This window comes from Actinomycetospora sp. TBRC 11914 (genome assembly GCF_012933465.1).
Taxonomy (GTDB): Bacteria; Actinomycetota; Actinomycetes; order Mycobacteriales; family Pseudonocardiaceae; genus Actinomycetospora.
In genome coordinates this window covers 18,444-42,977 of record NZ_JABBND010000012.1, presented here as the reverse complement: position 1 = coordinate 42,977, position 24,534 = coordinate 18,444, and the positions used below count along the sequence as shown (strand labels likewise).

Sequence of the window (24,534 nt, the reverse complement as noted above, 5' to 3'; positions counted from 1 at the left end):
CGCCGCGGAGATCGACAGGTCGACACCGGCGGCGGCGGTCCTCCCGGTGCGATCACGGGCGAGCTGTCGGGAACGGCCCCCGCGGGCGGAGCGGCCGCCCTACCCTCGCTGGCGTGCACCGGGGCGGGCGGGTGGTGACCGTGCTGCTCGGTGCCGTCCTCGGCGTGCTCGGCGCGGTGCCCGCCGCGGCCGCCGTGCCCGGGCCGCCCCCACCCGACCCGGCGCTGCTCGCCGGCCTCGACCCGGCGCCGTCGCCGCTGCCCGGCGCGGTGCAGCGGGTCGCCTGCGTGGCTCCGCTCGACGGTGGCGACGCGGCCGGGGTCACCACGCACCCGTGGGCGCAGGACCGGCTCCGGATCGCCGACGCCTGGCGCTTCGGCCGGGGCGCCGGCCAGACCGTCGCGGTGATCGACACCGGGGTGGCCCCGCATCCCCGGCTCGCCGGGCGGCTGCTGGACGGCGGCGACTTCGTGGGCCCGGGCCGCAGCGGCACCGCCGACTGCGACGGCCACGGCACCCTGGTCGCGGGGATCGTCGGTGCCGCCCCCGACCCGTCGTCGGGACCCGCGGGCTTCGTCGGGGTCGCCCCGGAGGCGCGGATCCTGGCGATCCGGCAGAGCAGCGCCACCGTGGCGGTGCCCGGCCGGGCGCAGCCCGGCGCCGGCGACGTCACCAGCCTCGCCCGGGCGCTGCGCCACGCGGTGGCCCTCGGGGCCACCGTCGTCAACATCTCCGAGGCCGCCTGCCTGCCGGTCGCGGTCGCCCCGGGGGTGCTGGCGCCGCTGCGGGCGGCGGTCCGGGAGGCGGTGGACCGCGACGTCGTCGTGGTCGCCGCGGCCGGCAACGCCGGGTCGGGGGCGTGCGTGCAGGCCGACCCGTCGGGGACGGAGGACGGACGGGCCACGAAGGACCAGGTCGTGGCGCCGGCGTGGTTCGGCGACGACGTGCTGTCCGTCGGCTACGTCGGGCAGGACGGCCGGCCCTCGCCGCGCACCGTCCGCGGGCCCTGGGTGTCGGTCGCGGCGCCGGGCACCGACGTCGTGTCGCTCTCGCCGACCGGGCCGGGGCTCGTCGACCGCGTGCAGCCCGCCGGCGCGTCGGCCGACCCGGCGGGCTCGCCGATCGAGGGCTCGAGCTTCGCGGCGCCCTACGTGGCCGGGGTGGCCGCGCTCGTCCGCGCGCGCTTCCCGACCTGGTCGGCCCGGCAGGTGACGGCCCGGATCGTCGCCACCGCCGACGCCGCGGGCGGCCCCCGCGACGACGCCGTCGGCGCCGGGATCGTCGACCCGGTCGCCGCGCTGGCGGGCCCGGTGGACGCCGCCGACGGCGCCGGAGCGGGCCGGGTCGACCTGGCCGGAGGCGGGGATGCACACTCCGGGGCGCGCGCGGTCGCGCTGATCGGCACCGTCGGGGCCGCCGTCCTCGGTGGACTCGTCGTCGGTGCGGTCGTGCTCGTGCGCCGGGCGCGCCGACCGCGGTGAGGGGCCGGAGGCGCCTTGCCCCCGGCTCCGCTCGCGACGACCCCGTCCGAAGCGACCGAGGAGCCATCGTGCGGATCACCCTGGCCCAGACCGACGCCACCCTCGGCGACCTCGACGGCAACCTCAAGCGGGCCGAGCGGGTCATCGCCGAGGCCGTCGAGAGCGAGTCGGACCTCGTCGTCTTCCCGGAGCTCGCGCTCTCGGGCTACCAGGTCGGCGACGTGACGCACGACCTCTCGATCTCGCCGGACGACCGGCGCCTGCTGCGGCTCTCACAGCGCGCGGGCGGCGCCGGGATCCTCGTCGGCTACCCGGAGGCGGGCTCCCACGGCCTGCACACCTACAACAGCGCGGGCTACTACGAGGACGGCAACCTCGTCCACACCCACCGCAAGCTCTACCTGCCGACGTACGCGACGTTCGAGGAGCGCAAGCACTTCCTGCCCGGGCAGCACTCGCGGGCCTACGGGGTGCGCGGCGGCCGGCACCGCGCGGCCACGCTCATCTGCAACGACGCCTGGCAGCCGCAGGTGGCGTTCCTGTCCACCCAGGACGGGGCCCACATCCTGCTCGTGCCGGCGAACTCGGCGCAGTCGATGTCGCCCGAGCGCTACGACTCCCGCGAGTACTGGCGCAACATCACGACCTTCTACGGGCGCATCTACCAGCTGTTCGTCGTGTTCGTGAACCGCGTGGGGGTGGAGGGCGGCCTGACGTTCTGGGGCGGCTCCCACATCGTCGACCCGTGGGGCGAGGTCATCGGCGAGTGCGGCGAAGGGCCGGAGGCCGAGCAGGCGCTGACCTTCGAGATCGACCTGGCCGACGTGCGGCGCCGCCGGCGGGACATCCCGCTCGTGCGCGAGGCGCGGCTGGGCCTGCTGCGCCGGGAGATCGACCGGCTGCTCGACGAGGGAGGAGATCTGTAGATGACGAGGACGCCCCGGTTCGGCTGGCTCTCCCCCGCGATCGGCAACCGCTGGAGCGGCCGCCGTCCGATCGTGGTCGACCAGGACACCGCGATCCTCCCGACGGCGCTGCCCCACTTCGACTCGCTGTGGCTCGCCGACCACTTCTACGGGATGGACACCCCGACCGACCCGTTCATGGAGGCCTGGACGACGCTGACCTGGCTGGCCGCGCGGCACGAGCGCGTCGAGCTGTGCCACCACGTCCTCGGCGTCGGCTACCGGCACCCGCCGCTGCTCGCGAAGATGGCGGCGACGCTGCAGCACCTCTCCGGCGGGCGCTTCGTCCTCGGCATCGGCGCCGGCTGGCGCGCCGAGGAGTACGCCGCCTACGGCTACGACTTCCCCAGGCCGTCGGTCCGGTTCGCGCAGCTCGAGGAGGCCGTGACGATCTGCCGGCGGATGTGGACCGAGGACTCGCCGTCGTTCGCGGGCCGGTACTGGCGCATCGACGGCGCCGCGGCGCCGCCGCTGCCCGACCCGCCGCCGCGGGTCTGCATCGGCGCGGCGGGCGAGAAGATCGGGCTGCCGCTGGTCGGGCGGATCGCCGACGCGTGGAACGCCCCGCCCGGCGAGGAGGGCTGGGGTCGGCGGCTCGACATCGTCCGCCGCGCCGCCGAGGACGCGGGCCGCGACCCGGACGGCATCGAGGTGTCGGTGACGCTGGAACGTGCCCTGCCCGAGAGCGACGAGGACTCGGCGCGCCTGGTCGAGGAGCTGGCGGCGCGCGTCGCCGCGGGCGCCGACCACTTCGTCATGGACTTCGGCAACCCGTCCTCGACGGAGCCGGTGCTGCGGTTCGCCGAGCAGGTGATCGCGACGCTGCGGGCCTGAGGTCGCGACAGACGGCTCAGACGGTGAGCTCGCCCCGGCTGATCGTCACGGCGTTGCCGCGCAGCAGCACGCGGTCGCCGGCGATCTCGACGCCCACGGTGCCGCCCCGGCGCGAGAGCTGGGCGCCGACGAGCGAGGGCTTGCCGAGCTTCTCCGACCAGTAGGGCGCGAGGCAGCAGTGGGCCGAGCCGGTGACCGGGTCCTCGTCGATCCCGACGGCGGGCGCGAAGAAGCGGGAGACGAAGTCGGCGTCGTCCACGCCGTCGTCGGCGGCCGCCGTGACGATGACGCCGCGGCCGGTGGCGGCGCGCAGCACCGCGAGGTCGGGCTCGAGCTCGCGGACCTCCGCGGCGGCCGAGACCTCGACGAGCACGTCGTAGCGGCAGCGCGCCACCGCGATCACCGAGGCGCCCAGGGCGTCGGCGAACTCGTCGGCGAAGTACCCGCCCGGCAGACCCGCGACCGGGACGTCGATGGGAAAGTCGAGCGAGATCGCGTCGCGCCCGGCGCGGTCGGCGCGCAGCACCCCGGAGGCCGTGCGGAAGGCGAGCGGCGCCGTCGTCAGGCCCTCCTCGAGCAGCACGTGCGCGGAGGCCAGCGTGGCGTGCCCGCAGATGTCGACCTCGACGGTGGGGGTGAACCACCGCAGGCCGATCTCGCCGGTGCGCTCGAGCGTGGAGAGATCCACGAACGCGGTCTCGGAGTGGTGCATCTCGGCCGCGACGTCCTGCATCCACGCCGCGTCGGGCTCCCGGTCGGCGTCGAGCAGGCAGACCGCCGCCGGGTTGCCGGTGAAGGGCACGGACGTGAACGCATCGACGACGAAGAGCTTCACGGTGACCATGGTGCCCTCTCGCCGCGTCCGACGGGGTCGGGCGACCCCACCGAATGTCTGGTCCGTCCGGACGACCCGTGACGAGGAGGGTCACCCGCGGGGAGCAGGGAACGCGTCGAGCATCACCTGGCCGTGACCGCCTCGGCGCCGTCTACTCTGACCGGTGCCATGAGCACCGTCTTCGTCGTCACCGGAGCCTCGTCGGGGGTCGGGCGCGCGCTCGCACAGTTCCTCTCGCGCCACGGGGTGACCGTGGTGGGGCTCGACCGGCGGGACCCGCCGGACCGCGAGATCGCCCACGTGCGGTGCGACCTGGCCGATCCACGCGCGATCGACGTCGCGGTCGAGCGGCTGGACGAGCGCATCGACGCCCTCGCCAACGTCGCCGGCCTGCCCGGGACGTCCCCCGCCGACCAGGTGCTCGCCGTGAACTTCCTCGGCATGCGCCACCTCACCGAGCGGCTGCTGCCCCGCATCCAGCGCGGCGGCTCCGTGGTCAACGTGTCGTCCTCCGAGGGCAGGCACTGGGTGGCGCACCTCGCCGAGCTGCGGCCGCTGCTCGCGACGACGTCGTTCGAGGAGGGGCTGCGCTGGTGCCGGGAGCGCCGCCCGGACCGGTCGATCTACGACATCTCGAAGGAGGCCGTCCTCGCGTACACGACGGCGTCCTCGACGCTGACCTGGCCCGACGGCGTGCGGATGAACGCCGTCGCCCCGGGACCGGTCCGCACCCCCCAGCTGCCCGACGTCGAGCGCTCCTCGGACCCCCGCCGGCTCGCGCGCCAGCGCTCCGCCGCCGGGCGCGACGCCGAGGCCGACGAGATCGCCTCGGTGGTCGCGTTCCTGATGTCCAACGAGAGCCGGTGGATCAACGGCCAGACCCTCGCCGCCGACGGCGGGGTGGCCGCGGCGACCACCTGGGCGGCCCTGCAGACCCGCTGATCACCATCGGTGTGCGCGGCGTCGCAGTTCGTGCGTCACCCGCGACGATCACGGCCGTTGGGGTGGTCATGCGCGCGCATCGGCGGGGACGACGGCTGGCGACGGTGCTCTTCGGGGCCGCGGCCCTGACCGCCGCCCTGACCGGGTCGGCCTGGGCCGACCAGACCCCGACGCCGGCCCCGGCACCCCACGTGGCGGTGCCCGCCCCCGCTCCCGCGCCGGTCGCGGGCCCGGACCTGGGGGCGGCGATGGGCAGCGGCGTGCACCCGGGCGTGCAGATGCGCACCGCCGGAGCCCAGTGCACCGCGAACTTCGTCTACACCGGCGGCGGCAAGACCTACCTCGGCCAGGCCGCCCACTGCTCGGGCACCGGCTCGGCGGACGAGACCGACGGCTGCACGTCGAAGTCGCTCCCGCTCGGGACGCCGGTGGAGATCACCGGGGCCTCGAAGCCCGGGAAGCTCGTCTACAACTCGTGGCTGGCCATGCAGGGCGCCCACGAGAAGGACCCCGACGCCTGCGCCTACAACGACCTCGCGCTCGTCCAGGTCGACCCGGCCGACGTCGCGAAGGTGACCCCGTCCGTGCCGTTCTTCGGCGGGCCGGTCGGCGTCGACACGAACGGCACGACGCCCGGCGAGCGGGTCGTGAGCTACGGCAACTCCGAGCTGCGCGGCGGCGTCCCCGTCCTCAGCCCGAAGGTCGGCACCAGCCTCGGCGACCAGGGGCACGGGTGGAGCCACACCGTCGCCACCGTGACCCCGGGCATCCCCGGCGACTCGGGCAGCGCGTTCCTCTCCGCCGACGGCAGCGCGCTCGGCGTGCTCTCCACGCTGAACTTCACCCCGGCGCCCGGCACGAACTCCATCGGCGACCTCGCGAAGATGCTCGCCTACGCCCGGAGCCACGGCGCCCCCGGTGACCTCGCCGTGGTCAACGGCGGCCCGTTCAAGAGCCTCGGCCTGATCTAGGTGCGCTGCGCGCTCGTGAGCAGAAAGTGCCGGTATACCGACACTTTCTGCTCACGAGGGCTTCGCCCACCTAGAAGGACGCCGTGTCGATGACGAAGCGGTAGCGCACGTCCGAGTCGACCACGCGGTCGTAGGCCGTGTTGACGTCGTCGACGGTGATCGTCTCGACCTCGGCACCGATGTGGTGCTCGGCGCAGAAGTCGAGCATCGCCTGGGTGTCGCGGATGCCCCCGATCTTCGATCCGGACAGGCTGCGACGACCGTTGGCCAGCGAGAACGCGTGGATCGACGCGGAGTTCGCCGGGATGCCGACGTTGACCATCGAGCCGTCCAGGGCCAGCAGCGCGACGTAGCGCTCCACGTCGAGGTCGGCGGAGACGGTGTTGACGATGAGGTCGAACGTGCTGTCGAGCGTCGTGAAGGTCTCGTCGTCAGAGGTCGCGTAGTAGTGGTCGGCGCCCAGGCGCTTGCCGTCGGACTCCTTCGACAGCGTCTGCGAGAGCACCGTGACCTCGGCCCCGAGCGCGTGCGCGATCTTGACGCCGACGTGCCCGAGACCGCCCATCCCGATGACGGCGACCTTCTTGCCCGGGCCGGCGCCCCAGTGGGTCAGCGGCGTGTAGAGGGTGATGCCGGCGCAGAGCAGCGGGGCGGCGACGTCGAGCTCGATGCCGTCGGGGATGCGCAGGACGTAGCCCTCGTCGACGACGACCTGCGTGGAGTAGCCGCCGAAGGTCTGCTCGCCGGTGTACTCGCGGCCGTTGTAGGTCTGGACCTCCCCGCGGGTGCAGAACTGCTCCTCGCCGGCCCGGCAGTTGGCGCACTCGCGGCAGGAGTCGACGAAGCAGCCCACGCCGACGCGGTCGCCGACGGAGTACCTCGTGACCTCCGGGCCGACCGCGGACACGGTGCCCGCGATCTCGTGGCCGGGGACCATCGGGAACTCGCTGCCGCCCCACTCGTCGCGGGCCTGGTGGATGTCGGAGTGGCAGATGCCGGCGTACGCGATGTCGATGACGACGTCGTGCGGCTTCGGGTCCCGGCGCTCGATCGTCGAGCGCTCGAGCGGCTTCCCGGCGGCCTCGGTGACGAGGGCGGGAACGGTGGTCGGCACGGGGCTTCCCCTCGGGGTCGGAGACGGCGAGCCATGCGGCGGTCGCCGAGTACGCGATGGGGTTGTCCGCCACCGAATTGACTGAACCCTCCCCGCCGGGTGCGTCACAGCGGGCGAACCTGCTCCGCGAGGCGTAACGCCGGGCGCCGCCCGGATCGACTGCCCCGTCACAGGGGACATCCGGGAGGGGACGCATGAACGGGACGGCGCACGCGTGGGGGTCGCAGCGGGACGACCGACGGCGGAAGTGGTGGGCCTCTGTCGCCGCCCTCGCCGTCGTCGTGGTGGTGTCGTCGCTGACCCAGGTGGTGAACGCGCCGTCGGCGCGCGCCGCCAGTCTCCCCGCGACGACGATCCAGCACGACCTCGCCTTCGCCGACTCCCGCCTCGCCGCGACGGCCGGCCGCCTCGCCACCACCGCCTACCCGGTGCGCACCGGCACCAACGGCGTGTGGACCACCGTCGGGGCGAAGGACTGGACCAGCGGCTTCTTCCCCGGCGCGATGTGGCAGGAGTACGCCCGCACCAAGGACCCGCTCTGGAAGCAGCGGGCGGAGGCCTGGCAGGCCGGCGTCGAGGTGAACAAGACCGACGACTCCAGCCACGACGTCGGGTTCCAGATCTTCGACTCGTTCGGCAAGGACGCCGTCCTCACCGGCGGCGCCAACGCGAAGGCCGTCGTCCTCACCGCGGCCAGGACGCTCTCGACCCGCTACAACCCGACGGTCGGCGCCGTCCGCTCCTGGGACGCCCGCACCGACACCACGAAGTACCGGGTGATCATCGACAACATGATGAACCTGGAACTGCTGTTCTGGGCCTCGCAGAACGGCGGCGACCCGGCGTGGGCGACGATGGCCGCCACGCACGCGAAGACGACGGCGCGGGACTTCTTCCGTCCCGACGGCGGCAGCTGGCACGTCGTCAACTACGACCAGAAGACCGGCAAGGTCCTGTCGAAGACCACCGCGCAGGGGTACAGCAACAGCTCCACCTGGTCGCGTGGCGAGGCCTGGGCCGTCCACGGCTTCACGATGAGCTACCGGTTCACCCACGACGCCACGTTCCTGACGACCGCGCAGAACTCCGCCGACTACTTCCTCTCCCATCTGCCCGCCGACAAGGTCCCCTACTGGGACTTCTCGTTGCCCTCGACGGCGGGTCAGCCGCGCGACACGTCGGCGGCCGCGATCGCCGCGTCCGGGCTCGTCGAGCTCTCGTCGTTCACGACCGACGCCACCCGCAAGGCCCGCTACCTCGACGGGGCTCGCGACATCCTCGCCGCGCTGTCGAGCCCCGCGTATCTCGCCGAGAACACCACCAACCAGGCGGTGCTGCTGCACGGCACGCAGAACAAGCCGGCCGGGTCCTACGACACCGGGATCATGTTCGGCGACTACTACTTCATCGAGGCGCTGCAGCGCTACGCGGCGGCCACGGGGGTGAGCACGGCGCCCACCACGCCGACCACGACGGCGCCCCCCACCACGACCGCCAAGTCCACGACGACGACCGCGCCGCCGACCACGACGGCGGGGCTCTAGCGATCGACGAGGGCGGCGAAGACGGCGGTGACCGGCGGGACGCGCGACTGACTCCGTGAAGGGCTCGACCGACCGGCAGGCGAAGAACACCACGGCGGTGACCTACCGCTGAGGGTCCCGACGACGGGTGCGGGGCTCCGGTTCGCCCGGGGTGCCGCGCCCGTGGTCGCCGTCCCGGGCGGGGCCGCTCGCACGAGGGGCACAGGGCGCAGCCTGGCCCACGGCTCCGTCTGCCCCATGTGCCCCTGATCAAGAACGAGGGGTGGTGGGTCCGCGCGAGGGGCACGCTACGCAGGTATCCGGAGCGGTCCGCATGACCCTTGTGCTCCTGATCAACCGGGAGCGTGGGAGGGGGTGGCCAGGGGCGGGGCCGAACCGCCGACCTATCGCTGTTCAGGTGCCCGGAGGGGCTTCCAGCTCGTCTGAACCCGTGCTTTGACCAGGGCGAATGTGTTGCTGAAGGACTGATGAAGTCCGCCAGGGACGCATGGGCGCCCTCAGCGGCTGGTCGATCCTGTGAACGCCGGGTTCTCCGCGCCGGGCTCCCCGACAGTCCTTCCGCCCTCGAGGACGAGGTGCGTCGATGTCTCGCGCAGAGCCACAGTGACGTCCTCGGCGGCTGCTCCTGTCACTCGTCCCACGGCGGCGGCCAGGTCGTTCAGGAGCTTGCTGACGGTGTCCGCGTCGCGACCGGCTCGGACGGAGCCCTGGAGGTAGGTCCCCGCTCGCTGACGCCCTCCGACGTAGGCGTCGTTGCCGGCGCCCGTGGTCCAGAAGATGACGTGGACGATCGACGGCGGCGCGCCCGTGACGGCGACGTGGACGTCTGTGATCGCGCGCGCGAGTTCGTCCTTCTGCGAGCGAGTCAGCTCGTCGTCGGTCGTGAGCTCGTAGCGCGGCACGAGAAGAGAGTCCGCCGGACCCGACGGACGGTCAACGACAGTCCGCCAACACGGCTCGTGCTCGGGGTCTGTGCCTCGACGGCGCGGGCCCGCTTCGGACGAGTCGATCGCGTGCAGGCGAGGGCTACCTCGTCGATTCCCCCGACCGCCCTGCTCATTGACGCATCAGTCTGGGATCGCCTCGATGATGCGGATGTCCCGGACGGCGCCGTCGCCGAGTGCCTCCACGGCGGCCTGGTACTCCGGGCCCTCGTAGGTGGCGACCGCCTGCTCGACGCTGTCGAACTCGATCAGGGCGACGCGGTTCGTGGTGCCGCTCTCGAACGCCGCAGCCGGGTTACCGCGCGCCAGGAAGCGGCCACCGCCGGCATGTATCGCCGGACCCGCCAGGGCGACGTACGCGTCCAGCTTGGCCTCATCGCGAATCTCGCGGAACGTGTTGACCCAGTAGGCGCGCGCCATCAGGACCTCCTCCACCACGCGGTCGTGCCGACCGCTCGGTAGCTGAACACGCCGCCGGCCTCGTCGTCGAGCACACCTGTCGTCGCAGTTCTCCTCGCCGACTGACGGGCGGGCCCGGGACCCGTTGACGACGTCCCGGTCACGCAAGACCCTGCCCACGTGGCGCACCCGAACGAGCAGCACGTCCGCGACCTCTACGCGGCGATGGCGCGCAGGGACGGCCGCGCCCTCGCGAAGGCCCTCGGGCCGGACACTCGGTGGGTCGTCGCCGGTCGGGGGAAGCTGGCCGGGACGTACGTCGGCCCCGACGCGATCTTCGACTTCTGGCGTCGCGTGGCCGAGGAGTCCGGTGGCGGTCTGCGCCTGTCGCTCCGTGACGTCCTGGCGAACGACAGCCGCGCGGTCGCGCTGGTGGACGTCGTCGGCACGCGCGGGGAGAAGACCCTCGAGGCACCGCAACTCGTCGTCTTCGAGTTCGACCGGGGGCGCGTCGGTGAGGCCCGCTTCGTCTACGAGGACCAAGCCGCGTACGACGCGTTCTGGGCCTAGTCCCGTCGCTGCGGAGCGCCAGGCCGGCACCACCAGCGACGAAGAAGGGGTGGCCAGGGGCGGGGTCGAACCGCCGACCTATCGCTTTTCAGGCGATCGCTCGTACCGACTGAGCTACCTGGCCTTGTCGGCCTCCACGCCACCGCGGCGTGTGCACGACCGTGCGACCCAGACGGGACTCGAACCCGCGACCTTCGCCGTGACAGGGCGACGCGCTAACCAACTGCGCCACTGGGCCTTGCTCTTCAGTTACTGCGTACCCCCAACGGGATTCGAACCCGCGTTGCCGCCTTGAAAGGGCGGAGTCCTAGGCCGCTGAACGATGGGGGCTCGGAGCTCCTCTGATCTTGCGGAGACCTTACCCCCTCCAGCGCCGGAGACCGTCCGGCCCCGTTGGGTGCACCGACGAGCTTACGGGACGGGTCCGATGCCGTCGTCAGGTACCCCCGCCGGGGCGCTGTCCAGGATCTCCGGGCACGGTCGCCATCCCGCCGGCGGCGTCCCACCGCGCGAGCCACGACGGCTCGGCGACCCCGTGCAGCAGCACCGTCCAGGAGGCCGCCGTCCGCTCACGCAGGGCGGCGAGCTCGCCGGCGGCCAGGCAGACCGCCCGGACGCCCGTGCCGAGGGCCACGACCAGCCGGGCGAGCTCGACCGGGTCGATGCCCGGGCGCAACGACCCCGCGTCCCGGGCACGGCCGAGCAGGTCGACGTGGACCGCCTCCCAGAAGTCGGCGGGCCAGCGGGCCTGGTCGGGCCCGAGGGCGCCGTCGTTGACCACGCGCAGCCCAGCCCGGCACGCCACCTCGTCGCGCAGGAGCGCGGCGTAGCCCACGGCGACGTGGACCGCGATCGTCAACGGGTCGTCACCGGCGCTCCACTCGCCGACGACCTCCGGCAGGCGGGCCTTCATGACGTCGGCGACGGCGCGCGCCATCGCCTCCTTGGACGCGAAGTGGAAGTACATCGCGCCCTTGGTCACGCCGCTGCGCGCGAGGATCCCCGACAGCGAGGCGGCGTGGTAGCCCTCGGCCGCGAACTCGTGGGCGGCCGCGTCGAGGATGGTCTCGCGCGTCGCGAGGGCACGCGCCTGCCGCGACCCGGCCCGGGTCCGGACGACGGGTGACCCCCGCCCGGGCAGGGCTGGGCGCGACGACGCGGGCGACTCCGGTACCTGGACCATCACGAGGTGACGCTACGGCGCGCAGCTGTGAGGACCGTGTCACCCGCGCCGCGGTCGGTCAGCGACGCACGGGCGGCGGTTCGCCCGGCTCCCCGATCAGCCCGAGCATGTCGAGGAGCTCGCGGCAGTCCTCGGAGTCCAGCGCGTTGCGGGCCACCGCCATCCGGGCGCGGTGCACCTGCTCCTCGCTGACCCGGTACACGTCGGCCGCGGTGCGCTGGGTGGGGACGCCCGAGACGACACCCGCTCCCCCCGCGTCCTGGCCGACCCGCGGTTCGGGCACCCCGGAGGTCTCCGTGGCGCCGCGTTCCGGGTGTGGTCCGGCAGGTCGTCGTCGTGGCCCCGGCGTCGCGCTCATCCGTCTCCCTCGCCCCTGCCAAATCGGCGGCCCGATGGCAGCCGCAGACGCTACAGAGCGGAGATGGCCTGTGCAGCCCTCTCTCAGGGTGAGCCGGGATCTCCTCAGGCTGCTCCATGTGAGCGGAACCGGACGTCGCGACCCCGGTCCCGCTCACATGGCGGATGCTCAGTCGACCAGTGCCTGGTAGACCAACGCGCGCAGTGCACTGCGGATCGGGTAGGCGCTCGAGGGCATCAACTGGGTGAAGAACAGCGCGGTGAGCTCCTCGGCGGGGTCCACCCAGAACGCGGTGCTGGCGGCGCCGCCCCAGGCCATCTCCCCCGTGCTGCACAGCGTCCGGTAGCGCGTCGGGTCGAGCACCACCGACACCCCGAGCCCGAAGCCGACCCCGTCGAAGGGCATCTCCGCGAACAGCGGCCGCCCGACCTCGGTGAGGTCGGCACCTCCGGGCAGGTGGTTGCGGCCCATGTAGGCGACGGTGCGCGACCCGAGGAGCCGCACCCCGTCGAGCTCCCCGCCGCGCAGCAGCATCTGGGTGAAGCGGTGGTAGTCGGCGGCGGTGGAGACCAACCCGCCGCCGCCCGAGAGCCACGTCGGGGGCTCGAGGAACGCCTCGCCCGCGGGCGCCCGCACCCGCGACCCGTCGGCGACCCGGGCGTACAGCGCCGCGGTGCGGGACGGGTCGTCGGCCGCGAACGCCGTCGCCGTCATGCCCAGCGGACCGAGGATCTCCTCGTCGAGGAAGACGTCGAGGCGCCGCCCGGACACGACCTCCACGAGGCGCCCGAGCACGTCGGTGGCGTGGCTGTAGTTCCACTCCGAGCCGGGGGTGTGCACGAGCGGCATCCGAGCCCATGCCTCGACGCAGCCGGCCAGGTCGAGGCCGTCCGGGACGCCCCACTCGAAGCCCGCGGCGCGGTACAGCTCGTCGACCGGGTGCGCGTGGTGGAACCCGTAGGTGAGGCCCGCGGTGTGGCTGAGCAGGTGCCAGACCCGGATCGGCTCCGGGCTCGGCATGGTCAGCGGCGCGGTGGCCGACCCGCGCACGTACACGCGGGGCTCGGCGAACTCGGGCAGCCACCGGCTGATCGGGTCGGTGAGCTCGAGCTCGCCGCGCTCCCACAGCATGAGCGCCGCCACCGAGGTGATGGGCTTGGACATCGAGAAGATGCGCCAGCGGGTGTCGGGCTCGACCGGCAGGCCCGCCTCCTCGTCGCGCTGCCCCGCCTCGCTCGAGTGCACCACGTGCCCGCGGCGGGTGACGACGACCTGCCAGCCCGCGAGCCGGCCGTCGTCGACGTAGCGCCGGAAGTGGTCGTCGATGCGGCGCAGGCGGGACGGGTCGAAGCCCAGCGAGGCGGGGTCCTTCTCGACGGCGAGCGGAGAGGTCATGGTCCGCATCCTCACCCCTGTCAGCCCTCGGCGAGGAACGACGGGCGCTCGGAGTGTGTGGCGGGCTACACCTCGCCGAGCACCTCGGCGACCTCGTCGACGGCTTCCCGGGCCCACAGCCGGTCCCGGAGACGGCGGGTGAGGCCCTCGGCGTGCGAGAGCGCGGCGAACTCGGCCACCCGCGCGGCGCAGGCGGCCCGGGCCGGGGCGCGCAGCGTCTCGTAGCCCTCGAGCCCGGGGAGGATGCGGCCGTCGGACCGGTCGAACGCGGCGCCGAGGGCGTGGGCGTCGAGCAGGGACTGGTTCTCCTCCTCGCCGGCGTGCGGCAGGAGCGGCTGCGCCGCCGCGCCGAGCACGGTGAGCCGGTTGCGGGTCCAGCGCGACAGGGGGCGCTGGTGGGCGACGACCTGCTCGGGCTCGCGCCCGACGACGGCGCTCACGCTGCGGCGCAGCTCCGGCTCCAGCCGCGAGACGACCCACTCGCGCTCGGCGGGCGGCAGGTCCGCGCGCATCACCAGGACGACCTCGGCGCCGCCGTGGGGGGACGGCAGCCGCATCGCCTGCAGCTGGGGCCCCGACCACACCCGCAGCTCGGGGCTCGCCGGCTCCCCGGCGCTGGAGGCGACGGTGGTGCGGCGCACGACGAAGGTCGGCGAGAGCGCGCCGGCGCCGGCCTCCAGGAGGCCCCGGACGCGGCTCGAGGCCCCGTCGGCGCCGACGAGGGCCTCGGCGCGCCACTGCTCGCCGTCCTCGACGGTCACGAGGGCGGCGTCGCCGATGTCCTCGACCGAGGTGGGGCGGCGCTCGTAGTGCACGCCGATCATCTCGTCGGCGGCGCAGGCGCGGGCCAGCGTCCGCCGCACGTCCCGGCGCGTGACGATGAGGCAGGGGTAGCCGAAGCGGGCGCGGGCGACGTCGCCGAGCTCGACCTTGCGCAGCGGCTGCCCGCTCGCCGCGTCGAGGTGGCAGTAGCGCTGCACCTCGAGCGCCCGCGGGCGCAGCTCCTCGAGCAGCCCGAGGCCCTGGAGGACCCGCGCGGCCGAGGGCCGGACCACCATGGAGCCCGAGGGCCCGGCGTCGTCGAGGGACTCCGGGTCGGGTCCCCGCTCGAGCAGCTGCACGGGGAAGCCCTGGTGGGCGAGGCACAGCGCGGCCGCCAGACCGTCGATCCCGGACCCGAGGACCAGGAGCGGCACGTGCTCCACGAGGACCCCCGTTTCTCCCTCGAGCGGCGGCTGACGACGCGGCACGGAAAACCCTAGACAGCGCATTCGAGTGAGGCCATGGCCGCTCGGACGCGAGATCTTCGCCGTTGCGTCAGCGTAGCGGTGGTCCAGGTACTCCGTCCGAGGGATGGATCTCGGTCACGCGGACCTCTGCCCGGACGGCCATCCGGGCGGGGTGTCGGTCGACCGGGGGACGCCGGGTCACGCCCGGTCTCCGGCGCCGGACCCGCTCCGACCAGCACCGTTGCCACCCGGACGGCCGTGCGCCGGGCGCGGCGCGAGGGGCCGTCCGGCGCCGCCCCAGGGGCCACGAAAACCGTCCGGCCTGCAACGATCGGTGACGGTGGCCGTCCCGGGGCGCTCGCGGGAGCGCCGAGGGTGAGCGATCCCACACCGCGCCGCGCCGCCCCCACTCGTGCTCCCACCGGCCGCGGGACCCTGGGCCGGGACCCGCGCGGGTATCCCGTCGGCGTGTCGTCGACCCCCGACGACGGGCACCGAACCGGATCCCCGGTCACACTCGGGCCCGGGCGGCCACGGACCGGAGGAGGGGCACGTGCTGGTCCTCGGCCTCGTCGCGGCCCTCGTCGCCGCGGCGGCCAACGCCGGCGCCGCGATGCTCGAGGCGATGGCCACCCGCCGGGCGACCCACGCCGCCGGGGTGGTCACGAGCCCCCTCTACCTCGGGGGGCTGCTGCTGGACATCGCCGGCTGGGTCCTCACGGTGCTGGCGCTGCGCTACATGCCCATCGTGGCCGTGCAGGCGATCGTCTCGGGCCAGGTCGCGATCACCGTGGTCGCCTCGCACTGGGTCTTCGACACCCCGCTGCGGCGGATCGACCTCGCCGCGGCCGCGGCCAACGTCGTCGGGCTGGCCCTGCTGGTGGGCAGCGCGGAGACCGGCGAGCTCCCGCAGGCCGGCGTCGGCGGGACCATCGCCCTGATCGCGGTGCTCGTGGTGCTCGCCGCCGTCGGGACCGTCACCGCGCTCAAGAGCCGGCGCGCGGTGCCCATCGCCTTCCTCGCCGGGCTGGCCTTCGGCGGGACGGCGGTCGCGGTCCGGCTGGTCGACCTCGACGGGCCGGTCGGCGAGATCGCCCGCACCGTGCTCACCGACCCGGTGGCATGGGCGCTCCTCGGGTACGCCGCGCTCGGCCTGGGGCTCTACACCGTCGCGCTGGCCCGCGGCACCGTCGGGCCGGTGGTCGCCGTGCTCGCGGTGACCGAGACGCTGGCGCCGGGGCTGCTCGGGCTCGCCTTCCTCGGCGACGGCATCCGCGTCGGGTGGATCGGGGGCTTCCTGGCGGGCCTGGTGCTCGCGCTGGGCGGCGTGGTGGTGCTCGCGCGCTCGCCCGCCCAGGCCTCGCTGGCCGGCGACGACGGGGTCGCCCGGCCGCCGCTCAAGCGCGTCTGAGACCGGGGCCGACACACGTCCGGGCCGCGCCACGGAGGCACGGCCCGGACGGTCGCCGGGGCGACGGTGACCAGGACCTACTTGAAGGCGTCCTTGATCTTCTCGCCCGCGTTCTTGAGGTTGCCGGCGGCCTGGTCCTTCTTGCCCTCGGCCTTCCACTCGTGGTTGTCCGTCGCACGCCCCAGGGCTTCCTTGGCCTTGCCCTTGAGCTCCTGAGCCTTGTTGTCGAACTTGTCGTCAGCGGACACGAGCGCCTCCTGATCATGTTACCCGTGGTCACGGATCGAGGTACCCCGTCCGCGTGTGACTCAATCGACAGCGGGCAGGAGGTGCTCGGTCGCGTTGGCCTCCAGCACGACGTCGCACACGCTCGGTCGTGCGCGCAGGGTCACCCGACCGACCTCCGGGCGACGCCCGGGCGCCCGGGCCACGAGCTGGTAGGAGCCGGGCGCGCCGGCCGCCAGGCGGAACGTCCCGTCGGCCGCGGCGTCGGTGCGCGCGGCCTGGTGGCCGGACTCGTCGACGAGGGTGAGCACGGCGCCGGGGACGACGTCGCCGTCCTCGGCCCGCACCACGCGGCCGGTGACCGCGGGGACGGCCCGGTGGTCACCGTCCCCGTGGTGGCCGTTCGTGCGGGACCCGTCGCCGATGGCCGCGTCCTGCGGGGAAGGGCCCGGCGAGACGGCCGCCGCGGCGCGGCCCGCCCGCGCCGCCTCGCCGCGGCCCGCCCGCGCCGCCTCGCCGTCGTCGGGAGCCTGGCCGTCACCCGGAGCCTCGCCGTCGTCGGGAGCCTCGCCGTCGCCGGGGGCCTCGCCGTCGTCGGCAGCCGAGTCCTCGGCGGGCCCGGTGACCTCGGGGGCCGGGCGCGCCCGGCGGCGGCGGACGATCCGGTCGGCGACGAGGTCGGCGACCCCGACCAGCAGCGCGAGCAGGACGAGCGCCACGGTGACGACGAGCCCGGAGCTGATCGACGACGACCAGTCGCCGCGGCTCGACGTCAGCGACCCGAAGAACACGGCCCCGACCGCCGAGATGCCGATCGCCGACCCGACGCGCTGCCCGGTCTGCAGCACCCCGGCCGCCGTGCCGCCCTCCCGGGCGGGCACCTCCTCGAGGGCGAGGGTCTGGTTGGGCGCGATGACGAAGCCGCTGCCGATGCCCGCCAGGAGCAGCGGCCCGGCGATCGCCCAGCCGACGCTGCCCGGATCCAGCCGCAGCACCACGTCGGTGGCCACGAGCCCGACGGCGACCGCCAGCAGCCCGAGCACCACCTGCGGCTTGCCGAACCGCGACACCCACCGGCCGCCCAGCGCCGAGGACACCGCGGAGCCGAGGGCGAACGGCGTCAGGGCGAGGCCGGCCTCGAGCGGGGTGAACGCGCGGCCCTGCTGCAGGAACAGCGTCAGCACGAAGAAGATCGAGGTGAAGCCCGCGAAGTAGACGAGGCCGAGCGTGGTGCCCAGCGCGTAGCTGCGGGTGCGCAGGAGCCGGAAGTTCACCAGGGGGTGACCGTGGGCGCGTCGGGCCCGCCGTTCCCAGGCCACGAACAGGAGCAGGAGCAGCACCGCGACGCCGATCAGCCACCACGGCGCCCCCGACGGGTCCTGCTCGGAGAGCACCAGCGGCAGCATCAGCGCGACGACCGCGGCGCCGAGCAGGACGGCGCCGACGAGGTCCAGGGGCCGGCGGTCGCCCTTCGCCACCGAGCTGTCCCGCGGGAGCAGCCGCACCCCGAGGAGGAACGCGATCACGCCGATCGGCACGTTGACGTAGAAGACGTAGCGCCAGCCCTCGAGGTCCCCGCCCCACTGCAGGAGCAGGCCCCCGGTGAGCGGGCCGACGGCCGTCGAGATCCCGATGGCCGCGCCGAAGAGCCCGAAGGCGCGCCCGCGCTCGCGGCCGGCGAACAGCTGCTGGATGACGCCGATGATCTGCGGGTTCATCATGCCGCCGGCGGCGCCCTGCAGGAGGCGGGCGACGACGAGCATCGTCGGGTCCACCGACAGCCCGGCGACGGCGCTCGTCAGCGTGAACAGCGCGAGCGCGACGAGGAACATCTTCTTGCGGCCGCGGTCGTCCCCGAGGCGGCCCGAGGACACCAGCACCAGGCCGAAGGTCAGCGCGTAGCCCGAGACCACCCAGGACAGCTCCGCCGACGACGCCCCGAGCCCCTTCTGCATCGACGGCAGCGCGACGTTGACGATGCTGACGTCGAGCAGCGTCATGAACCCGGCGACGAGGCAGACGACGAGCGCGCGCCAGCGGTTCGGGTCGGGGGCGTCGGGCGGTCGCGCGGGGGTCGCGGTGTGGTCGGCGGCGGTCACGGAGGCCAGGATGCCCCCGCCGCCGGTCCCCAAGCATGCTCGGCGGCGGTCGCACACCGAGAAGACCGAGGAGGTGCACCCCGGCGTGGAGGTGCTCAGCAGCAGGATCCTCATCCGTCCCCGCGACCCCGGGACCGCCTGGGCGTTCTACGGCGGCACCCTCGGGCTCGCGGTCGCCCGCGAGTTCCCGGGCGGGATCGTCTACTTCCTCGGCACCGGTTACCTCGAGGTGTCCGGTCGCTCGTCCGACGGCCCGATCGGGCCGGACGCGCTGTGGGTGCAGGTCCGCGACGTCGCCGCCGCCGAGCAGGAGCTGCGCGGCGCCGGGGTGACGGTGACCCGCGAGACCCGCACCGAGCCGTGGGGGCTGCGGGAGTGCTGGATCACCGACCCCGACGGCCGCGCGATCGTCCTGGTCGAGGTGCCCCCGGACCACCCGATCCGCAAGGACCTCCGCTAGGTCCCGGGCCTGGTCAGAACAGCTCGCCGGCCAGCGCCTCCAGCGCGGGGCGCGGGTCGTCGAACGGGGAGTCGCCGAGGGCCTGGACGAGGACGTGGTCGGCCCCGGCGTCGAGGTGGGCGCGCAGCGAGTCCGCGGCGGTCTTCGGGTCACCGATCCCGACGACGGCCCGCGCGAGCCGCTCGGAACCGCCCCGCACCAGGTCGGACTCGTCGAACCCCTGCCGCAGCCACGAGTTCCGGTAGTTCGGCAGGCCCGAGTAGATCTCGAGGTGGGCGTGGGCCCGGCGCAGCGCGTCCTCCTCCGTCGCGCCGTTGACCCCGGTCACCGCCACCGCCTGCTCGGAGACGACCCACTTGCCGGGGCCGAGCGCGTCGCGGGTGACCTGCGTCTGGGCGGGCAGGACGAGGTAGGGGTGGGCGCCGTCGGCACCGGTCCCGGACAGCTCGATCATCTTCGGGCCGAGCGCGGCCAGCAGGCGGACCGGGCGTACGCCGGGCTCGACCTGCTCGGGCACGGCGTCCATGCGCTGCAGGTAGTCCCGCGTGGTGGCGAGCGGCTTGGTGTACGTGCCGCCGCGACCCCGCTCGACGAGCGGGCCGTGGCTGATCCCGAGCCCGAGCACGAAGCGCCCGGGGTGCAGCGCGGTGAGGGTGCGGGCGCCGGACTCGGCGGCGATCGGGTCACGCGCGTGGATGTTGGCGATCCCGGTCCCGACGACGAGCCCCTCGGTCGCGTTCAGGAAGGCCCCGGCCTGGGTGAGCGTCTCCTTGCCGTAGGCCTCGCCGTACCAGAGCGAGCCGAAGCCCATCCGCTCGATGTCCCGGGCGACCTCGCAGGCCGCACCGATCGTCCACGCGTCACTGGTCCACCAGACCCCGACGGTGGACGGGAAGTCGATGGCGGGGCGTGCCTCGGTGCTCGTCATGATCGCGGACGCTAGCCCTGGGCCCGGCCCTCCGCGCGCTCGAGGAGCTGCGCCGAGCAGTGCTCCTGCGCGAGGCGGCGCAGGGCGGCGAGCAGGGTGTCACCGAGGACCGTCCCGACGACCGCGCCCTCGACGGTGCGCGCGCGGTCGCCACGGTCGACGACCGCCGCGACCTCCCGCCGCGCGACGCCCTCCATCGCCTCGGCGTAGAGCTCGAGCTGGCGGGCGAGGTCGTCGTCGCCGAGTCGGGTGTAGGTGGCGAGGACCTCGACGGCGGTGTCCCAGGCGGGGTTCCGCGGGCCGACGCGCCAGCCCCGTTGCGCCACCAGGTCGGCCAGTGCGCGCTGCGCGTCGGCGTGGGCCTCGTCGTCGGCGTCCCCCCCTCCGCCGCCCGGCGCCGGGGTGGTGGCCGAGGCGCGGCCCAGGGCCTCGTGCAGCGGGACCTCCGGGTCGTCCACGGCGGCGAGCACCGACCGGGTCGCGGCCACCGTGAGGCCGCCGACGTCGATGAGCGCCCGCACCATCCGCAGCCGGTGGACGTGGCCCTCGTCGTACGAGGCCTGGTTCGGGCTGGTGCGCTCGCCCGGCGGGAGCAGGCCCTCCCGCAGGTAGTACTTGATCGACGCCACGCTCACGCCGCTGCGCCGGCTCAGCTCGCCGACCCTCATGCGGTTCCTCCTCTCGACACCCCGCCTCGGATAGTAGTACTGTCCACTTATCGGACAGTAGAGCTATCCATCCGTGCCGACCCGGAACCGATCCCTGCCCGCGCTCACCGGCGCGATGATCCTCCCGGCCTCGGTGCGCCTCGGCGGCCCGCTGCCCGACCCGCGTGTCCTGCTCGGCCAGGGCCGTCCCACCACCGGAGGTCCGTCATGACCGCACCCGCCTACGTCCGCACCAGCGCCGACATCGAGGGCGACTTCGTCGTGCTCCTCATCGGCACCCACGTCAACCGCTGGCGCGACGTGCGCGCCTGGCTCCCGGTGTTCCGGGCGATGCCGCGGATGATCCGCGAGCTGGAGGCCCGTCCCGAGCTCGGGCTGCTCAAGGCCTACGGCGGCTGGATGTTCGGCGGGCCCACCTACATCCAGTACTGGCGCTCCTACGACCAGCTCATCGCCTACGCCCGCAGCGCCGAGGCCGAGCACCTGCCGGCCTGGCGCGCCTTCAACCGGGCCACCCGCCGCTCCCCGGACTCCGTCGGGATCTACCACGAGGCGTACCGGGTCTCGGAGGGTCAGTGGGAGACGATCTACGGCGCGATGCCCGAGATCGGGCTGCTCGGGGCGAGCGGCGCCCGGGAACTGCGGCGGCGCAGCACGTCGGCGTCGCGGATGGGGACGCGCACCGAGGAGGCGGACACCGCGCCGGTCGAGGCGCCGGTGCCCTGAGCGCCGGGCTCCGGGCCTCGTCCGGGGCGCACGAACGGCCGGTTCGTGACGGTAGAAGGTCACGAACCGGCCGTTCGTACCCCTCGACGGGTGGCTGGCGAGTGGCTGACGGGTGGCTAGAGCCCCAACCGGCGGGCGATCAGCATCTTCTGGACCTCGCTCGTGCCCTCGCCGATCTCGAGGATCTTCGAGTCGCGGTAGTGGCGGGCCACCGGGTACTCGTTCATGAACCCGTAGCCGCCGAAGATCTGCGTGGCGTCACGGGCGTTGTCCATCGCGGCGTTGCTCGACAGCAGCTTCGCGATCGCCGCTTCCTTGGTGAACGGCACCCCGGCGGCCATCTTCTCGGCGGCGTGCTGCCAGGCAAGCCGGGCGGCGACGGTCCGCGACTCCATCTCGGCGATCTTGAACTGGATCGCCTGGTAGCTCCCGATCGCCGCCCCGAACGCCCGCCGCTCGTGGGCGTAGCGCACGGACTCGTCCACGCAGCCCTGGGCCGCGCCCGTCGCGAGCGCCGCGATCGCCACCCGGCCCTCGTCGAGGATCGACAGGAACTGCGCGTAGCCGCGGCCCCGCTCGCCGACGAGGTTCTCCTCGGGCACGCGGCAGTCGGCGAAGGCCAGCTCGTGGGTGTCCGAGGCGTTCCAGCCGACCTTCGAGTAGCTCGGGGCGACGGTGAACCCGGGCGTCCCCGAGGGCACCAGGATCGCGCTGATCTCGCGCTTGTCGCCGGTGCGGCCGGTGACCGCGGTGACGGTGACGTGCGAGGTGATCCGCGTCCCCGAGTTGGTGATGAACGCCTTCGACCCGTTGATCACCCAGTCGCCGCCGTCGACCTGCGCGGTGGTGCGGGTCGCGCCGGCGTCCGACCCGCCCCCGGCCTCGGTGAGCCCGAAGCCGCCCAGCGCCCGGCCCGCCGCGAGGTCCGGCAGCCACTGCTGTTTCTGCTCGTCCGACCCGAACCGCTGGATCGGCATGATCCCCAGCGACACCCCGGCCTCGAGCGTGATCGCGACCGACTGGTCGACCCGGCCCAGCTCCTCGAGGGCGACGCACAGGGCGACGTAGTCACCGCCCATCCCGCCGTACTCCTCGGGGACCGGCAGCCCGAACAGGCCCATCTCACCCATGGTCGCCACGAGGTCGTAGGGGAACTCCTCGCGGATGTAGTGGTCCGCGATGACCGGGGCGACCTCCTTCTGGGCGAAGTCCTCGACGGTGGCGCGCAGGGCCTCGTGCTCCTCGGACAACTGCATGATCATTCCCCGGCTTCGGTGTCGGACTGCGGCGTGACGGTGACGAGCGGCGCGTCCAGCGCGACGGTGGCGCCGGCCTGCGCGGGCAGCTCGGTGACCACGCCGGCGATCGGCGCGGTGAGGACGTGCTCCATCTTCATGGCCTCGACGACGACGAGGCGCTGCCCGGCCTCGACGTGCTGGCCCGGCTCGACCTCGACGACGGTGACGGTGCCCGGCATGGGACTGGTGACGGCGCCGTCGCCGGCTCCGCCCGCCGTCCGGGCGGCGGCGAGGCGCTCCCGCTCGCGCAGCGCCCACGCCGCGCCGTCGCGACCGAGCCAGGTGACGCCGTCGGCTCTGGTCGCGGTCCGGTAGTGCCGGGTGAGCCCGTCCACGGTGACGACGAGGCCGGCGGCGTCGCGCCGGGCGGAGGCGGGCCGGGGCTCGCCGTCGGCGATGGTGACGGTGGCGTCCTCGGGCCGGCCCCGGACGGCGACGTCGATCGGCTCGGGGCGCTCCACCCCCACCGGGACGAGCGTCCACCGGGCCGGCGCGGGCTCCCCGCCGAGACGCCAGCCGCCGAGCCGGTCGAACGGGTCGCCGGTCTCGCCGCCGTCCGGCAGGCGCAGCAGGCCGTCGAGCGCGGCGGCGACCACGACGTCGGCGGGGACGGTCTGGTCGGGGGTCGGACGCCGGCCGATGAGCCCGGTGTCGAGGCGGCCGGCGCGGACATCGGCGTCGGCGAGCAGCCCGCGCAGCCACGCCAGGTTGGTCCCGACGCCGAGCACCGTGGTGCCGGCGAGCGCGGCGTCCAGGCGGTCGAGGGCGACGAGGCGGTCGGGCCCGGAGGCGATGATCTTGGCGAGCATCGGGTCGTAGGAGGAGCCGACCTCGGAGCCCGCGGCGACGCCGGCGTCGACCCGCGTGTTCCCCGGCCACTCCAGCGCCAGGATCCGCCCGCCTGTCGGCAGGAAGCCGCGGGCCGGGTCCTCGGCGTAGAGCCGGACCTCGACCGCGTGGCCGGAGAGGGTCACGTCGTCCTGGTCGTAGCCCAGCGGCTCGCCGGCGGCGATGCGCAGCTGCTCACCCACCAGGTCGATCCGCTGGCCACGGACACGCACGACCTCCTCGGTCACCGGGTGCTCGACCTGCAGCCGGGTGTTCATCTCGAGGAAGTAGAACTCGCTGGCGTCGGCGTCCGTCACGAACTCGACGGTGCCGGCGCCGACGTAGCCGCAGGCCAGCGCGGCGTCGACGGCGGCGCGTCCCATGGCGTCGCGCTGCTTCTCGTCGAGCACCGCCGACGGCGCCTCCTCGACGACCTTCTGGTGGCGGCGCTGCAGCGAGCACTCCCGCTCGCCGAGGTGCACGACGGCGCCGTGGGCGTCGGCCAGGACCTGGATCTCGACGTGGCGCGGGTCGGTGACGTAGCGCTCGAGCAGCAGCGTGTCGTCGCCGAACGAGCCGCGGGCCTCGCGGCGCGCGGCCGTGATCGCGTCCGCCAGGTCGGCCTCGCGCTCGACCACGTGCATGCCCTTGCCGCCCCCGCCGGCGCTCGGCTTGAGCAGCACGGGGAAGCCGACCTCGCGGGCGGCGTCGGCGAGCTCGGCGTCGGTGAGGCCCTTCTCGCTGGAGCCGGGCACGAGCGGGACGCCGGCCGGGGCGACCGCCGCCTTCGCGGAGATCTTGTCGCCCATCGTCTCGATCGCCGCCGCGGGCGGGCCGATCCAGGTCAGGCCGGCGTCGGTGACGGCGCGGGCGAACGCGGCGTTCTCGGCGAGGAAGCCGTAGCCGGGGTGCACGGCCTGGGCCCCGGCCCGCAGGCCGGCCTCGACGATCGCGGCGCCGTCGAGGTAGTCGTCGACGTGCACGGCGACGTCGGCCGCGGCGACGTGCGGGGACCCGGCGTCGGGGTCGGTGTACACGGCGACGCTGCGCAGCCCGCGGGCCCGCACGGTCGCGGCGATGCGGACCGCGATCTCGCCGCGGTTGGCGATCAGGACGCTGGTGAACAT

General features: G+C 74.3%; 25 protein-coding genes and 3 tRNA genes. 11 read left to right on the top strand and 17 right to left on the bottom strand.

Translation table 11 applies throughout. The features are described from left to right. Window positions 1-113: 113 nt before the first annotated feature. From mycP to HH311_RS18550, 3 genes are all read left to right on the top strand, one after another. Window positions 114-1,481: a type VII secretion-associated serine protease mycosin gene (gene mycP / locus HH311_RS18560; protein WP_211190457.1), complete on the top strand. Its 1,368-nt coding sequence runs from the start codon at window positions 114-116 to the stop codon at window positions 1,479-1,481. A gap of 68 nt (window positions 1,482-1,549) precedes the next feature. After that, entirely contained in the window at window positions 1,550-2,407 is an 858-nt protein-coding gene (locus HH311_RS18555; protein ID WP_169185174.1) for a nitrilase-related carbon-nitrogen hydrolase, read from the top strand. Then, window positions 2,408-3,280 carry an LLM class flavin-dependent oxidoreductase gene (locus HH311_RS18550; protein ID WP_169185173.1) on the top strand — a complete coding sequence of 291 codons (873 nt, stop codon included), beginning with the start codon at window positions 2,408-2,410 and terminating at the stop codon, window positions 3,278-3,280. A gap of 16 nt (window positions 3,281-3,296) precedes the next feature. On the opposite strand, the gene HH311_RS18545 is transcribed toward HH311_RS18550, so the two are convergent. After that, window positions 3,297-4,124, bottom strand: coding sequence for a PhzF family phenazine biosynthesis protein (locus tag HH311_RS18545; RefSeq protein ID WP_169185172.1), 828 nt, complete (start codon window positions 4,122-4,124; stop codon window positions 3,297-3,299). A gap of 159 nt (window positions 4,125-4,283) precedes the next feature. Between HH311_RS18545 and HH311_RS18540 the strand changes: the two genes are divergently transcribed. Together HH311_RS18540 and HH311_RS18535 are read left to right on the top strand one after the other, a co-directional pair. Then, window positions 4,284-5,057 carry a coniferyl-alcohol dehydrogenase gene (locus HH311_RS18540; protein ID WP_169185171.1) on the top strand — a complete coding sequence of 258 codons (774 nt, stop codon included), beginning with the start codon at window positions 4,284-4,286 and terminating at the stop codon, window positions 5,055-5,057. 68 nt (window positions 5,058-5,125) lie between these two features. Next, the gene (locus tag HH311_RS18535) at window positions 5,126-6,028 is read left to right on the top strand and encodes a serine protease (RefSeq protein WP_211190456.1); all 903 of its coding nucleotides are present in this window, start codon (window positions 5,126-5,128) and stop codon (window positions 6,026-6,028) included. 70 nt (window positions 6,029-6,098) lie between these two features. Here HH311_RS18535 and HH311_RS18530 read toward each other — a convergent pair whose 3' ends face one another. Next, window positions 6,099-7,142, bottom strand: coding sequence for an NAD(P)-dependent alcohol dehydrogenase (locus HH311_RS18530; RefSeq protein WP_169185170.1), 1,044 nt, complete (start codon window positions 7,140-7,142; stop codon window positions 6,099-6,101). 194 nt (window positions 7,143-7,336) lie between these two features. On the opposite strand from HH311_RS18530, the gene HH311_RS18525 reads away from it, so the two are divergent. Beyond that, on the top strand, window positions 7,337-8,686 hold the full coding sequence (locus HH311_RS18525) for a glycoside hydrolase family 88 protein (protein WP_211190454.1): 1,350 nt from the start codon (window positions 7,337-7,339) through the stop codon (window positions 8,684-8,686). Window positions 8,687-9,183: 497 nt separating this feature from the next. Here HH311_RS18525 and HH311_RS18520 read toward each other — a convergent pair whose 3' ends face one another. Continuing rightward, window positions 9,184-9,588, bottom strand: a complete 405-nt coding sequence (locus HH311_RS18520) for a tautomerase family protein (RefSeq protein ID WP_169185169.1) — start codon at window positions 9,586-9,588, stop codon at window positions 9,184-9,186. A 165-nt stretch (window positions 9,589-9,753) separates the two neighbouring features. Then, window positions 9,754-10,050 (bottom strand): DUF1330 domain-containing protein, encoded by a 297-nt coding sequence (locus tag HH311_RS18515; protein ID WP_169185168.1) that lies wholly within the window; start codon window positions 10,048-10,050, stop codon window positions 9,754-9,756. A gap of 159 nt (window positions 10,051-10,209) precedes the next feature. Between HH311_RS18515 and HH311_RS18510 the strand changes: the two genes are divergently transcribed. Then, window positions 10,210-10,599 carry a nuclear transport factor 2 family protein gene (locus tag HH311_RS18510; RefSeq protein ID WP_169185167.1) on the top strand — a complete coding sequence of 130 codons (390 nt, stop codon included), beginning with the start codon at window positions 10,210-10,212 and terminating at the stop codon, window positions 10,597-10,599. Between the two features lie 50 nt (window positions 10,600-10,649). On the opposite strand, the gene HH311_RS18505 is transcribed toward HH311_RS18510, so the two are convergent. From HH311_RS18505 to HH311_RS18475, 7 genes are all read right to left on the bottom strand, one after another. Then, window positions 10,650-10,723, bottom strand: a tRNA-Phe gene (locus tag HH311_RS18505). A 40-nt stretch (window positions 10,724-10,763) separates the two neighbouring features. Further along, window positions 10,764-10,837 (bottom strand) — tRNA-Asp (locus HH311_RS18500). A 19-nt stretch (window positions 10,838-10,856) separates the two neighbouring features. Beyond that, window positions 10,857-10,929 (bottom strand) — tRNA-Glu (locus HH311_RS18495). Between the two features lie 106 nt (window positions 10,930-11,035). Then, complete coding sequence (locus tag HH311_RS18490; protein WP_248292776.1) at window positions 11,036-11,782, bottom strand: ScbR family autoregulator-binding transcription factor; 747 nt, start codon at window positions 11,780-11,782, stop codon at window positions 11,036-11,038. Window positions 11,783-11,840: 58 nt separating this feature from the next. Then, complete coding sequence (locus HH311_RS18485; RefSeq protein WP_169185165.1) at window positions 11,841-12,065, bottom strand: hypothetical protein; 225 nt, start codon at window positions 12,063-12,065, stop codon at window positions 11,841-11,843. 243 nt (window positions 12,066-12,308) lie between these two features. Beyond that, window positions 12,309-13,535 (bottom strand): serine hydrolase, encoded by a 1,227-nt coding sequence (locus tag HH311_RS18480; RefSeq protein ID WP_169185164.1) that lies wholly within the window; start codon window positions 13,533-13,535, stop codon window positions 12,309-12,311. A gap of 65 nt (window positions 13,536-13,600) precedes the next feature. Further along, window positions 13,601-14,740, bottom strand: a complete 1,140-nt coding sequence (locus tag HH311_RS18475; RefSeq protein WP_169185163.1) for an FAD-dependent monooxygenase — start codon at window positions 14,738-14,740, stop codon at window positions 13,601-13,603. 577 nt (window positions 14,741-15,317) lie between these two features. Between HH311_RS18475 and HH311_RS18470 the strand changes: the two genes are divergently transcribed. After that, window positions 15,318-16,175, top strand: coding sequence for a hypothetical protein (locus tag HH311_RS18470; RefSeq protein ID WP_169185162.1), 858 nt, complete (start codon window positions 15,318-15,320; stop codon window positions 16,173-16,175). A 77-nt stretch (window positions 16,176-16,252) separates the two neighbouring features. On the opposite strand, the gene HH311_RS18465 is transcribed toward HH311_RS18470, so the two are convergent. After that, a complete protein-coding gene (locus HH311_RS18465; RefSeq protein WP_169185161.1) occupies window positions 16,253-16,423 on the bottom strand; it encodes a CsbD family protein in 171 nt (56 codons plus the stop codon). 60 nt (window positions 16,424-16,483) lie between these two features. Then, on the bottom strand, window positions 16,484-18,499 hold the full coding sequence (locus HH311_RS18460; protein ID WP_312030229.1) for an MFS transporter: 2,016 nt from the start codon (window positions 18,497-18,499) through the stop codon (window positions 16,484-16,486). A gap of 85 nt (window positions 18,500-18,584) precedes the next feature. On the opposite strand from HH311_RS18460, the gene HH311_RS18455 reads away from it, so the two are divergent. After that, window positions 18,585-18,959, top strand: a complete 375-nt coding sequence (locus HH311_RS18455) for a VOC family protein (RefSeq protein ID WP_169185159.1) — start codon at window positions 18,585-18,587, stop codon at window positions 18,957-18,959. 13 nt (window positions 18,960-18,972) lie between these two features. Here HH311_RS18455 and HH311_RS18450 read toward each other — a convergent pair whose 3' ends face one another. Both HH311_RS18450 and HH311_RS18445 read right to left on the bottom strand, forming a co-directional pair. Beyond that, the gene (locus HH311_RS18450; RefSeq protein WP_169185158.1) at window positions 18,973-19,887 is read right to left on the bottom strand and encodes a TIGR03620 family F420-dependent LLM class oxidoreductase; all 915 of its coding nucleotides are present in this window, start codon (window positions 19,885-19,887) and stop codon (window positions 18,973-18,975) included. 11 nt (window positions 19,888-19,898) lie between these two features. After that, window positions 19,899-20,555, bottom strand: a complete 657-nt coding sequence (locus HH311_RS18445) for a MerR family transcriptional regulator (RefSeq protein ID WP_169185157.1) — start codon at window positions 20,553-20,555, stop codon at window positions 19,899-19,901. A gap of 73 nt (window positions 20,556-20,628) precedes the next feature. Here HH311_RS18445 and HH311_RS18440 point away from each other — a divergent pair, with 73 nt between their 5' ends. After that, window positions 20,629-20,766 carry a hypothetical protein gene (locus tag HH311_RS18440; RefSeq protein WP_169185156.1) on the top strand — a complete coding sequence of 46 codons (138 nt, stop codon included), beginning with the start codon at window positions 20,629-20,631 and terminating at the stop codon, window positions 20,764-20,766. Continuing rightward, window positions 20,763-21,281: a DUF4188 domain-containing protein gene (locus tag HH311_RS18435; RefSeq protein WP_169185155.1), complete on the top strand. Its 519-nt coding sequence runs from the start codon at window positions 20,763-20,765 to the stop codon at window positions 21,279-21,281. Before HH311_RS18440 ends, HH311_RS18435 begins: the two co-directional genes overlap by 4 nt. A 116-nt stretch (window positions 21,282-21,397) precedes the next feature. On the opposite strand, the gene HH311_RS18430 is transcribed toward HH311_RS18435, so the two are convergent. Both HH311_RS18430 and HH311_RS18425 read right to left on the bottom strand, forming a co-directional pair. Then, window positions 21,398-22,543, bottom strand: coding sequence for an acyl-CoA dehydrogenase family protein (locus HH311_RS18430; protein WP_169185154.1), 1,146 nt, complete (start codon window positions 22,541-22,543; stop codon window positions 21,398-21,400). Then, complete coding sequence (locus HH311_RS18425) at window positions 22,540-24,534, bottom strand: biotin carboxylase N-terminal domain-containing protein (protein WP_211190452.1); 1,995 nt, start codon at window positions 24,532-24,534, stop codon at window positions 22,540-22,542. The genes HH311_RS18430 and HH311_RS18425 overlap by 4 nt, the downstream gene beginning before the upstream one ends.